This is a genomic window from Streptomyces sp. DvalAA-14, from assembly GCF_900091855.1.
Classification (GTDB): domain Bacteria; phylum Actinomycetota; class Actinomycetes; order Streptomycetales; family Streptomycetaceae; genus Actinacidiphila.
Genome location: NZ_FMCH01000045.1, coordinates 1 through 11,631 on the forward strand (window position 1 = coordinate 1; position 11,631 = coordinate 11,631).

Genomic DNA, 11,631 nt, shown 5'->3' on the forward strand with positions numbered 1-11,631 from the left:
TACCGCGGGCAGCGCGGCCAGGACCCGGGTCCGCAGCCCGGCCGGCGGCACCTCGGCCACCGCGAGCGCCAGCCGGGCCGCGGTCTCCCGCAGCTCCCGTACCTCCTGGGCGCAGGCTTGGCAGCGGGCCAGATGGCGGCCGAACTCCGCCGCCTCCCGGTCCGGCAGCGCGCCGACCGCGTAGGCGCCGGTCAGCGTGTGCAGGTCAGCGATCGTCATGAGCCCACCCCCAGGCAGTCACGAAGCCGGATCAGACCGTCGCGCAACCGGGTCTTGACGGTGCCCAGGGCCACGCCCAGCACCTCGGCGGTCTCCTGGTAGGTGTAGCCGCGGTAGTAGGCCAGGGTCACCGACTCGTGCTGCAGTTCGGTGAGCTGGCCCAGACAGCGGCGGACCTGCTCGCGCTCCAGCCGCCGCTCGACCTGCTCGGTCACCTCGTCGAAGGCGGGGCGGTGGTCGCGTACCGCCGCCTTGTGCTCCCGGTCGCTGGACGCCTGCGCCGAGCGCACCCGGTCGACCGCCCGGCGGTGGGCCATCGTCATGATCCAGGCCATGGCGCTGCCCTGCGCGGCGTCGAAGCGCGCCGCGCACCGCCACACCTCGATCAGCACCTCCTGGGCGACCTCCTCCGACTGCGCCGGGTCCCGCACCACTCGACGGATCAGGCCGAGCACCGACCCGGCGACCGCGGTGTAGAGGGTCTCGAAGGCGCCCTGATCGCCCCTGGACACGCGTTCCAGCAGCGACTCCAGCGCCCCCAGGCGGGGAACCGGCACCGGGCCGTCCTGTGCTGTGACACGCATCGACACCTCCGGGCAGTAACGCGGCACTGGTCATTCGGAGCCGCGCGGCATCCGGATGGGTGGACAGGGGCAGCAATTCCGATTGTCCTCCCGCCCGGGGTCTGGTCCGGGGTTCGGTCCGGGTTTCGGTCCGGGATCCGGCCCGAGGTTTCGCCCGGCGTCCGGCCCGTGGCGCCCGTGCGCGGCCCGCTGAGCCCGCGGCATCCGCGGCGTCCTCGGAGACCCGAAGGGATGACCTTTGCGCCCCGAATGCCCAGGCATGGCGGCCGAGATGGGGGGCCGCCACTTGACGGCACAGGTTTATCGGCCATACTGCCCGGCGTGGAGCAGCGCATAGGTTCGACCAGTCCGCCGGTGCCACCCGCAGGGATCGATCCTGCGTACATCCCCGGCCTCACGCCCCTGGCTCCGGCCGAGGGGCTCGACGCGGTTGCCCAGCCGACGGCGGACATTCCGCCCGAGGACGCCGTAACCGCCCCCCCGTCGGCGGCCCCCTCCCTGAAAAAGGAGGCGTCCGGCGCCGAAGAGACGGAGGTGGCCGAGGACAGCGCGGCGCCGGAAGGCGCCGAGGACGACGAAGTCGGGGACGACGAGGTCGCCGAGGACATCGAGGACGGCCTTCCGGTCTTCGAGGCCACCGACCGCCGCGGTGCGATCATCGCCGACCGCAGCGGGGTCACCTTCCGCCTGGACGACCAGGAGGCGGAATTCGGCTGGGACGAGATCGGCGCGGTCGAGATCGACACGCCCCGCTTCGGCCGCCGGTTCTCCGTCACCGTCTACACGTCCTCCCGCCGCTGGTTCCAGGCGGACGTGGACGCCCCCTCCCGCGGCACCCTGAAGCAGTGGACGGCCGAACTCGACGCGGTGCTCGACGCGCGCTTCGAGGACGGCGGCGTACCGCAGGACGCGGCCGGCCCCGGGGCGGACGACGACGGGACCGAGGCCGGCGCCGAGACCGGGGCCGAGATCCCGGCGGAGGCCGCGGTGGAGCAGGAGACCGGTGCCGAAGCCGAGCCGGACGCCGCTGTCCCGGCGCAGGGCACGGCCGGCGCCGCCGCCAAGGGTGCCGCCGCCAAGGGTGCCGCCGCGAAGAGCGCCGCCGCCAAGGCCGACGCCGAGACCAAGGCCTGACACCGGCCCACCCGCACCGACCCCGGGGGCCCGCGACGCAATCGTCGCGGGCCCCCGAGGCATGTCGCGCCGGCCGGGCCCGCGGTGGACGGCGCCGAGCTGTCCGGGCGACGCCAACGGGGTGAACGCCGCCCGTCGCCCCGGCAGGAGGCGCAGGTCACGCGTTAAGAAACCGCTAGGGATCCGGGGGCTGCCCTGATCGGGGTGCATACGCTTTGCATACGCTCAGCCGCGCGATCCCGACGCCGGGAATCCGTTCCCGGCCCACCCCTCCCGGCAGCCGCGCCCCGGCCGCCGAACGACAGGAGCCACCACCTTGGCCACCACCGCCCCGACCGGCGGCCTTCGGGCCTGGCTGCTGGAGGGCCTGTCCGACATGGCCAAGAACCAGCCGGTGCACACCGAACCGGACCCCGGGGAACCCGGCGGCCCGCCCGAGGAGGAGGCCCTCGGGGAGCACGGGCAGTCCTGGTGGCGGGTCATGTGCCTGACCGGTGTGGACTACTTCTCCACCCTCGGCTACCAGCCGGGCATCGCCGCGCTGGCCGCCGGACTGCTGTCGCCGATCGCCACCGTCGTGCTGGTGATCGTCACGCTTGCCGGCGCGCTGCCGGTCTACCGGCGGGTCGCGGAGGACAGCCCGCACGGCGCCGGGTCGGTGGCGATGCTGGAGAAGCTGCTGTCCTTCTGGAAGGGCAAGCTGTTCGTGCTGGCGCTGCTGGGCTTCGCGGCGACCGACTTCCTGATCACCATCACCTTGTCGGCCGCCGACGCCTCCACCCACCTGGTGGAGAACCCGCACTTCACCGGGGCGCTGGCCAGCCACCAGGAGCTCATCACGCTGCTGCTGGTGGCGCTGCTCGGCGCGGTGTTCCTCAAGGGTTTCCTGGAGGCCGTGGGCGTCGCGGTGGTGCTGGTCGGCCTCTATCTGGCGCTGAACGTCGTGGTGGTCGGCGACGGCCTGTGGCATGTGATCACGGCCCCCGAGCTGGTGACGGACTGGAAGCACGGGCTGTTCGTGGAGCGCGGCAACGTCTTCGTGATGATCGGCGTCTCGCTGCTGATCTTCCCGAAGCTGGCGCTGGGCCTGTCCGGCTTCGAGACCGGTGTCGCGGTCATGCCGCACGTCAAGGGCGACCCGACCGACACCGAGGGCCGGCCGTCCGGCCGGATCCGCGACACCAAGAAGCTGCTGACCACGGCGGCGCTGATCATGAGCGTCTTCCTGATCCTGACCAGCTTCATCACCACCGTGCTGATCCCCAAGCCCGAGTTCCAGGCCGGCGGGCAGGCCAACGGCCGCGCGCTGGCCTTCCTCGCGCACCAGGAACTCGGCTCGGGCTTCGGCACGGTCTACGACTTCTCCACCATCGCCATCCTCTGGTTCGCCGGGGCCTCGGCGATGGCCGGGCTGCTGAACTTGATGCCGCGCTATCTGCCGCGCTACGGCATGGCGCCGCACTGGGCGCGGGCGGTACGGCCGATGGTGCTGGTGTTCACGCTGATCGCGTTCCTGGTGACCGTGCTCTTCCACGCGAGCGTCGACAAGCAGGGCGGCGCGTACGCCACCGGCGTGCTGGTGCTGATGAGCTCGGCGGCGATCGCGGTGACCATCTCGGCCCGCAAGGCCCGGCAGCGCAACTGGACGGTCGCCTTCGGCGTCATCGCGGTGGTGTTCGCCTACACCACGGTGGTGAACGTCTGGGAGCGTCCGGACGGTGTGCGGATCGGTGCCTGCTTCATCGCCGGCATCGTGCTGGTGTCGCTGCTGTCCCGGCTGGCCCGCTCCTTCGAGCTGCGGGTGACCAGCGTGGAGCTGGACGACATGGCGGCCCGCTTCGTCCGGGACATCGCCAGCCGCCGGATCCGCTTCATCGCCAACGAGCCGGACCGGCGGGACGCGGCCGAGTACCGCGACAAGCTGATCCAGATCCGCCACGACAACGACATCCCGCCGGAGGACGACCTGGTCTTCGTCGAGGTGACGGTGCTCGACGCGTCGGAGTTCGAGTCCGCGGTGATCGTGCGCGGCCAGGTGCTGCACGGCCGCTACCGGGTGCTGTCGCTGGTCAGCGCGTCCATCCCCAACGCGCTGGCGGCGCTGCTGATGCATGTCCGGGACACCACCGGCACCAAGCCGCACATCTACTTCGAGTGGACCGAGGGCAACCCGTTCGCCAACTTCCTGCGCTTCTTCCTCTTCGGCCAGGGCGAGGTGGCGCCGGTCACCCGGGAGGTGCTGCGGGAGGTCGAGCCGGACCCGGCCAAGCGGCCCCGGGTGCATGTCGCCTGACCGGCGCTCACGCGCCTGAAGTGCCGCCCGGCGCGCGCCCGGGTCCCGGGGTGCCGCCGGTGCCGCCCGGGCCGGGGCGCCGCTGGGAAGGGTGCGGTGCCCCGGCGAGACCCGGCTGGGTCTCCCCACGGCGGTCCGGCGGCTGCGACGGATCGCCCGCTCCCTCACCTGCCGCCGTACCGGCCGCCGTGGCTCCGGACATCCACCAGCTTCACCCCGGAAGGCCGCCGGGCGGCGGCTGTTGACGCTCCCCTGACGACGCCGCGGCGCCTCTTGACGGCCTGCTGCCGCCGGGGTTCCGCCGCCGGGGCCCGGCCGCCGCGGTGCCGCCGCCGGGTCCTCACGGCTGGAAGCGGTAGCCCAGCCCCGGCTCGGTGATGAGATGGCGGGGCGAGGACGGCGTCGGCTCCAGCTTGTGCCGCAGCGCGGCCATGTGGATGCGCAGGTAGTTGGTCCGCTTGACGTACTGCGGGCCCCACACCTCGGTGAGCAGCTCGCGGCCGGTCACCAGCCGGTCCGGGCTGCGCAGCAGGATCGCCAGCAGCCGCCATTCGGTCGGGGTGAGGTGGACCAGGCCGCCGTCCCGGCCGGTGATCGTGTAGGCGCCCAGGTCGACGGTGTAGCCGCCGAGCTCCACCTGCTCCTCGTCCCGCAGCCGGGCCGGGCGGCGCAGCACCGCCCGCAGCCGGGCGGCGATCTCCGGCAGCGCGAACGGCTTGGTCAGGTAGTCGTCGGCGCCAGCGTCCAGCGCGGCCACCCGCGCGCCGATGCCGGTGCGGCCGGAGACCACCAGCACCGGGACGCTGCTCCAGGCCCGCAGCGAACGCAGCATGTCCAGGCCGTCCAGGTCCGGCAGGCCCAGGTCGAGCAGCACCGCCTCCGGGGAGCGGCGGGCGGCGAGGTCCAGCGCGGTACCGGCGTCGGCGGCGGTGACCACCGCGAAGTCGTACGCCCGCAGCGCCGTGCCGAGCACCCGCAGCATCGGCGGATCGTCGTCCACCACCAGCACGCGCCTCACGTCGGGTCCTCCTCGTCGCCGTCGGGGCCGGCGGCCGCGGCCGGTCCGAGGTCGGCGGCCGGCAGCGACAGCACCATGGTCAGGCCGCCGCCCGGGGTGTCCTCGGGGGTGAGGTCGCCGTGCATGGCCTCGGTCAGGCCGCGGGCCAGCGCCAGGCCGAGCCCGAGGCCGGTGGTGTTGTCGGTGTCGCCCATCCGCTGGAACGGCTCGAAGGCGTGCTCCCGGTCGTGCTCGGACAGGCCCGGACCGCGGTCGATGACCCGCAGTTCCACCCGGTCGCCCAGCGCGCTCGCGGTGAGCACCACCGGCTTGCCCGGCGGGGCGTGCCGGACCGCGTTGCTGATCAGGTTGGCGATGACCCGCTCCAGCAGCGGCGGGTCGGCCCGTACCGCGGGCGCCTGCTCCAGGCCCTGCGCGTCCACGTCGGAGGAGGCGTCCAGCGACTCCAGGGCCGCCGGCAGCACCTCCTCCAGGGCGGTGGCCCGCAGATTCAGCGACAGCGCGCCCGCCTGCAGCCGGCTCATGTCGAGCAGGTTGTCCACCAGCCGGTTCAGCCGGCTGAGGGACTCCTCGGCGGTGGCCAGCAGTTCCTCGCGGTCCTCGTCGGAGAAGTGCACGTCCTGGCTGCGCAGCGAGCTGACCGCGGCCCAGCCGGCCGCCAGCGGGGTGCGCAGGTCGTGGCTGACGGCGGCCAGCAGCGCGGTCCGCATCCGGTCGGCGGCCTTCACCGGCTCTATCTCGGCCGCCGCCTCGGCCAGCCGGGCCCGCTCCACCGCCACCGAGACATGCGCGGCGAAAGCGGCCAGCACCCGCTGGTCGGCGGCGGGCAGCCGCCGCCCCCGCAGGACCAGCACGGATCCGGCGCCGGCCGGCACCTGCACGGCCGTGTCGTCCTCGACCGGCGCGGAGGCCAGCTCGGCGCTGTCCATGCCGAAGGTCTCCCGGGCCCGTTCCAGCAGCGTGGGCAGCACGTCGACACCGGGGCCGCCGCGCACGATGCTGCCGGCCAGGGAGGACAGGGTCTCGGCCTCCGCGGTGGCCCGGGCCGCCCGGCGCGACAGCCGCAGCGAGCGGTCCACCACCGCCGCGACCGTCCCCGCGACCACCACGAACACCGCCAGCGCCAGGATGTTGTTGGGCTCGGCGATGGTGAACTTCCCGATCGGCGGGATGAACCAGTAGTTCAGCACCAGGGAGGCGGTCACCGACGCCACGACCGCCGACACCACCCCGCCGAAGCAGGCCACCCCCACCACGGTCAGCAGGAACAGCAGCGCCTCACTGGTCAGATTGAGGCTGCCGCGGCTGGTGGCGAGGACCGCGGCCAGCGCGAACGGCAGCACCAGGCCGGCGACCGGCCCGGCGATCAGCCGCGAGGTGGTCAGGGTGCGCCGGCGGGACGGCAGCAGCCGGCCGCGGCCGGCCCGCTCGTGGGTGACGATGTGCACGTCGATCTCGTCGGAGCTGGTCACCGTCGTCTCGCCGATGCCGCGCCCGGTCAGCAGCTTCTCCAGCCGGCCCCGCCTGCTGGACCCGAGCACGAGCTGGGTGGCGCCGGCGCCGCGGGCGAAGTCCAGCAGCGCGCCGGGCACGTTGTCGCCGACCACCGAGTGGTAACTGCCGCCCAGGCTCTCCACCAGCTGCCGCTGCCGGGCCAGCGCGACCGGGGAGGAGCCGGTGGCCAGGCCGTCGCTGCGGGCCACGTGCACCGCCATCAGGTCGCCGCCGGCCGAGCGGTCGGCGATCCTGGCCGCCCGCCGGATCAGCGTCTGTCCCTCGGGGCCGCCGGTCAGCGCCACCACGACACGCTCCCTGGTCTCCCAGACACCCCCTATGCCGTGCTCGGTGCGGTACCGCTGCAGCGCCTCGTCCACCCGGCCGGCCACCCACAGCAGCGCCAGCTCGCGCAGCGCGGTCAGATTCCCGATCCGGAAGTAGTTGGCCAGCGCGGCGTCGACCTTCTCCGGGGCGTAGACATTGCCGTGCGCCAGCCGGCGGCGCAGCGCCTCGGCGGGCATGTCCACCAGCTCGATCTGGTGCGCGCGGCGGACCATCTCGTCGGGCACGGTCTCGCGCTGCGGCACCTCGGTGATCTTCTCGACCACGTCGTTGACCGACTCCAGGTGCTGGATGTTGACGGTGGTGACCACATTGATCCCGGCCGCCAGCAGTGTCTCCACGTCCTGCCAGCGCTTGGCGTTGCGGCTGCCGGGCGGATTGGTGTGCGGCAGCTCGTCCACCAGCGCGACCTCGGGATCGCGGGCCAGCACCGCCGCCAGGTCCATCTCGGACAGCACGGCGCCCCGGTACTCGCGCTCCACCCGGGGCACCACCTCCAGGCCGCTGAGCTTGGCGAGCGTGTGCGGCCGGTTGTGGCACTCCACGAACGCCACCACCACGTCGGTGCCGCGCTCGGCCCGGCGGCGCCCCTCGTCCAGCATCCGGTAGGTCTTGCCGACGCCGGGAGCGGCGCCGAGGAACACCTTGAGCCGGCCGGGCCGGGGTTCGGACATGGGCGCGTCTCCGAGCGTCGAGCGGCGTGCGTGTCCGTACGGCCGGCGCTGCGGCCGTCCGTACGGGGGGCGGTGCGGACCGGCGGGGCCGGTGGCCCCTCCAGGCAAACCGGCCGCGGGCGCCGTGGCCAGCGCGTTAACGCTTTCCTTGCACCTGTCGCCGCGACGTTGACGCCTCGTTGACGGGCCGGCGGACCTGGACGGGGGCCGCGGCCCGGGCGCGGCGGGCCGGGCGGTCGCCCAGGAGCGGCGTCAAGCGGACGTCAGGGATCGGGTTCCGGCGTCAAGCACCCGTCAGCGACCACCCGGGGCGGGGCTTCGCCGGGCTTAGCGTTTTTGACGAAGAGCCGCCGGCCCCGACAGTGCCGCGGCCACCGTCGTGAGGAGAAACGCACATGTCGCCGAGCCAGACAACGGAGGACCCCGAGCCCCTCCAAGCGATCCCGGCCGGACGCTGCCTCTACGTCCCCGTCCGGTCGGGACCCCTGGGCTCCGCCGCCCGTTTCTTCCGCACGGCCCTCGGCGGCCGTACCGCGGTCGCCTTCACCACCGAGCAGCGGCTGGTCCGCACGCTCGGCCCGGCCCAGGAGTGGATCCGGCTGTCCGAGCCCGCGCTGCGGGCACTGGCCGCCCCGCTGGGCATCACCACGCTACGGATCGACCCGCGGCTGTCCGCGCCGGCCGCCCGCACCCCCACCGGGCCTGCGACCGCGCCCACGACGCCCGCCACCGGGGCGCCCCACTACCTCCTGATCGGCTAGAAGGTTCCGCCATGTCCATCGTCACTTCCGCACCGCTGCCGGCCCCGGTCTTCCCGCCGGACGACGACCTGTCGGTGTGGCCCGCCTCCACCGCGGCCGTACCCGGCGGGGACCTGTCCGTCGGCGGGGTGCCGCTGGCCGAGGCCGCCGACCGGTTCGGCACCCCGCTCTACGTCCTCGACGAGGACGAGGTGCGGTCCCGCTGCCGGATGTACCGGGCGGCCTTCCCGGACGCCGACGTGGTCTACGCGGCCAAGGCGTACCTGTCCCGCGCGGTGGCCCGCTGGGTCCGCGAGGAGGGCCTGGGCCTGGACGTGTGCTCGGCCGGCGAACTGGAACTCGCGGTCACCACCGGCTTCCCGCCGGAGCGCATCCTGCTGCACGGCAACGCCAAGAGCCCGGAGGATCTGCGCACCGCGGTGCGGCTCGGCGTCGGGCGGATCGTCATCGACAGCGCCACCGAGATCGCCCGGCTGGCCACCCTGGTCCCGGCCGGGGACGCGCCGCAGCGCGTGATGCTGCGCGTGGTGCCCGGCGTGGTGGCCGGCGCCCACCCGTCGATCCGCACCGGCACCGACGACCAGAAGTTCGGCCTGTCGCTCACCGACGGCTCGGCCCAGCACGCCGTGGACCGCGTGCTCGGCCAGCCGGGCCTGCGGCTGACCGGCCTGCACTGCCACATCGGCTCACAGGTCACCACGGTCAAGCCGTACCTGGCCGCGCTGCGGCGGCTCATCGGGCTGATGGCCCGGATCCGCGACCAGTACGGCGTGGTGCTGCCCGAACTCGACCTCGGCGGCGGCCACGCGGTCGCCTACCGCCCCGGTGAGACCGCCCTGGACATCACCGCGCTGGCCACCCGGGTCCGGGCCGAACTCGCCGACGGCTGCGCCCGCGCCGGCCTGCCCGTCCCGCGGCTCACCCTCGAACCCGGCCGCGCGGTCATCGGCCCGGCCGGCGTCGCGCTCTACCGGGTCCTGGCGGTCAAGCGCACCGGCGGCCGGACCCTCGTCGCCGTCGACGGCGGCATGAGCGACAACCCCCGCCCGGCGCTCTACGGCGTCCGCTACGCCCCCCGGCTGGTCGGCCGCCCGCAGAGCCCCGACCGCACCGTGATGGACGTCGTCGGGCGCTACTGCGAGGCCGGCGACATCCTCGCCGCCGATGTCCCGCTGCCCGACGACATCCACCCGGGCGACCTGCTCGGCGTCCCTGTCGCCGGCGCCTACCACCTGTCCATGGCCTCGACCTACAACATGGTCGGCCGCCCGCCCGTCGTCGCGGTCACCGACGGCACCGCCCGCCTGCTGGTGCGCCGCGAGTCGCTGGCGGACATGAGCCTGCGGGACGTGGGCGACTGAGAACGCGACCCTGCGGGGCCCTGCGGGGCCCTGCGGGGCCCCGCCGGGTCCCGCCGGGTCCCGCCGCACGTCAGAGCGGTGTCAAGACAGCCGGGGCACGCGTCAGAGGACCGTCAAGGCCCGCCGCTCGGCACCCCGCCACCGGGCCGGCCGACCTAGCCTTGAAGACATGGGACGCGGTATACCTTCCGCCACCTCCCCGAGCCGCTCCCCTCAGCGGAACGGCGCGGGGCGGGGCCACGTGTACGACCGGCACTGGACCGGACACCTGCGAACCGCGCTCGCCTCGTCGGGAATCATCCTCACGCTGACCATGGTCCTCGACGCGCTGGCGGGCAGCCTGACACTGCCACGGGCCGCACTCTGGACGGGCCTGTCGGCCCTGGTCTTCGGGGTGCTGCTGCCCTCCCGGGTCACCGCCGGGAGCGGCTGGCTGGCCGTGCGCGGCCTGGTACGCAAGCGCCGGGTCAGGACCGACTTCCTCGTCGACGCCCGCCTCGACGGCGGCATCGACCGCCGCCTGCACCTGCGGGACGCCTTCGGCACCCGCGTCGACGTCTCCCCCCGGGTGCTGTCCGGCAATCCCTTCCTCTGGCACGAGCTGGACCGCGGCGCCCGCCGCTCCTACCAGGCCGGGACACTGCCGAGCACCGGCGTGCTGGACATCCTCGCCGAGCAGATCGACAGCGCCGAGGCCCGCCGACTCCTGGAGAGTGCCGGCCTCAGGTCCTAAGCTGCCGAGCCATGGCCGACCCCAGAATCCTCACCGTCCGCCCCGACCCCGGCTCCTACGCCTGGACCTTCGGCGGGGCGGCGCCCGTCGCACGGATAGCGCCCGGAACGGTGCTCGACGTGTTCACCGAGGACTGCTTCGCCGGGCGGGTGCGCTCCGCACGCGACCTGGTGTCCGAGGTGTGCGAGTTCCCCTTCCTCAATCCCCAGACCGGCCCCTTCTACGTGGAAGGCGCGGAGGTCGGCGACACCGTGGCCGTGCACTTCGTGTCGGTGGAGCCCGCGCGGGACTGGGCGGCGTCCACCACCGTGCCGCTGTTCGGCGCGCTGACCTCCACGCACACCACGGCCACCCTCCAGCCGCCGCTGCCCGAGGTGGTGTGGATGTGGGAGCTGGACCGCGACCGGCGGACCTGCGCGTTCACCACCCGGGACGGCGAGCTGCGCCTGGAGCTGCCGATGGACCCGATGCACGGCACGGTCGGCGTGGCCCCCGCCAACCTGGAGGTGCGCTCGGCGCTCGTCCCGGACGCGCACGGCGGCAACATGGACACCCCGGAGATGCGGGCCGGCACCACCTGCTATCTCGGGGTGAACGTGGAGGGCGCGCTGCTCAGCCTCGGTGACGGACATGCCCGGCAGGGGGAGGGGGAGACCTGCGGGGTGGCGGTGGAGTGCGCGATGAACACCGTGGTCGTCGTGGAGCTGCTCAAGGGCGTCCAGACCCCCTGGCCGCGACTGGAGTCCGACACCCACATCATGTCCACCGGCTCCGCCCGCCCGCTCGAGGACGCCTTCCGGATCGCGCAGCTCGACATGGTGCGCTGGCTGGAGCGGGACTACGGCCTCGCGGACCTGGACGCCTACCAGTTCCTCACCCAGGCCGGCGAGTCGCCACTGGCCAACGTGTGCGACACCAATTACACGGCGCTGTCGAAGATCCGCAAGGACTGGCTGCCGCCGGGCACCCCGCACCGCGACCTGCACCGGCGGCTGCGGGAGACCGCGGCGGTCCT

Annotated in this window: 10 protein-coding genes; 6 read left to right on the plus strand and 4 right to left on the minus strand. The window is 73.9% G+C overall.

Translation table 11 applies throughout. The features are described 5' to 3' along the window. Positions 1 to 219, minus strand: a 219-nt coding sequence (locus GA0115240_RS02205; protein ID WP_176724967.1) for an RskA family anti-sigma factor, incomplete at its 3' end; no start/stop codon positions are given. Next, a complete protein-coding gene (locus tag GA0115240_RS02210) occupies positions 216 to 803 on the minus strand; it encodes a sigma-70 family RNA polymerase sigma factor (protein ID WP_093734947.1) in 588 nt (195 codons plus the stop codon). The genes GA0115240_RS02210 and GA0115240_RS02205, both read right to left, overlap by 4 nt. Before the next feature lie 321 nt (positions 804 to 1,124). Here GA0115240_RS02210 and GA0115240_RS02215 point away from each other — a divergent pair, with 321 nt between their 5' ends. Both GA0115240_RS02215 and GA0115240_RS02220 read left to right on the plus strand, forming a co-directional pair. Then, positions 1,125 to 1,937 carry a hypothetical protein gene (locus GA0115240_RS02215; protein WP_093734948.1) on the plus strand — a complete coding sequence of 271 codons (813 nt, stop codon included), beginning with the start codon at positions 1,125 to 1,127 and terminating at the stop codon, positions 1,935 to 1,937. A gap of 376 nt (positions 1,938 to 2,313) precedes the next feature. Next, on the plus strand, positions 2,314 to 4,230 hold the full coding sequence (locus tag GA0115240_RS02220) for an amino acid transporter (protein ID WP_237554538.1): 1,917 nt from the start codon (positions 2,314 to 2,316) through the stop codon (positions 4,228 to 4,230). Between the two features lie 340 nt (positions 4,231 to 4,570). Here GA0115240_RS02220 and GA0115240_RS02225 read toward each other — a convergent pair whose 3' ends face one another. After that, the gene (locus GA0115240_RS02225) at positions 4,571 to 5,248 is read right to left on the minus strand and encodes a response regulator (protein WP_093734950.1); all 678 of its coding nucleotides are present in this window, start codon (positions 5,246 to 5,248) and stop codon (positions 4,571 to 4,573) included. Continuing rightward, entirely contained in the window at positions 5,245 to 7,761 is a 2,517-nt protein-coding gene (locus GA0115240_RS02230) for a sensor histidine kinase (protein WP_093734951.1), read from the minus strand. The genes GA0115240_RS02225 and GA0115240_RS02230 overlap by 4 nt, the downstream gene beginning before the upstream one ends. Positions 7,762 to 8,156: 395 nt before the next feature. Between GA0115240_RS02230 and GA0115240_RS02235 the strand changes: the two genes are divergently transcribed. From GA0115240_RS02235 to GA0115240_RS02250, 4 genes are all read left to right on the plus strand, one after another. Beyond that, positions 8,157 to 8,522, plus strand: coding sequence for an SAV_915 family protein (locus GA0115240_RS02235; protein ID WP_093734952.1), 366 nt, complete (start codon positions 8,157 to 8,159; stop codon positions 8,520 to 8,522). 11 nt (positions 8,523 to 8,533) lie between these two features. Next, complete coding sequence (lysA, locus tag GA0115240_RS02240) at positions 8,534 to 9,883, plus strand: diaminopimelate decarboxylase (protein ID WP_093734953.1); 1,350 nt, start codon at positions 8,534 to 8,536, stop codon at positions 9,881 to 9,883. A gap of 169 nt (positions 9,884 to 10,052) precedes the next feature. Continuing rightward, positions 10,053 to 10,616 carry a hypothetical protein gene (locus GA0115240_RS02245; RefSeq protein ID WP_237554537.1) on the plus strand — a complete coding sequence of 188 codons (564 nt, stop codon included), beginning with the start codon at positions 10,053 to 10,055 and terminating at the stop codon, positions 10,614 to 10,616. 11 nt (positions 10,617 to 10,627) lie between these two features. After that, positions 10,628 to 11,631 (plus strand): acetamidase/formamidase family protein (locus tag GA0115240_RS02250; protein ID WP_093734955.1); only part of this gene is annotated, 1,004 nt, incomplete at its 3' end.

Bases quoted from the DNA above. Each gene is read 5' to 3' on its own strand.
- GA0115240_RS02245 (WP_237554537.1), top strand. From the start codon at position 10,053: ATGGGACGCGGTATACCTTCCGCCACCTCCCCGAGCCGCTCCCCTCAG.
- lysA (WP_093734953.1), top strand. From the start codon at position 8,534: ATGTCCATCGTCACTTCCGCACCGCTGCCGGCCCCGGTCTTCCCGCCG.
- GA0115240_RS02210 (WP_093734947.1), bottom strand. From the start codon at position 803: ATGCGTGTCACAGCACAGGACGGCCCGGTGCCGGTTCCCCGCCTGGGG.
- GA0115240_RS02235 (WP_093734952.1), top strand. From the start codon at position 8,157: ATGTCGCCGAGCCAGACAACGGAGGACCCCGAGCCCCTCCAAGCGATC.
- GA0115240_RS02230 (WP_093734951.1), bottom strand. From the start codon at position 7,761: ATGTCCGAACCCCGGCCCGGCCGGCTCAAGGTGTTCCTCGGCGCCGCT.
- GA0115240_RS02220 (WP_237554538.1), top strand. From the start codon at position 2,314: ATGGCCAAGAACCAGCCGGTGCACACCGAACCGGACCCCGGGGAACCC.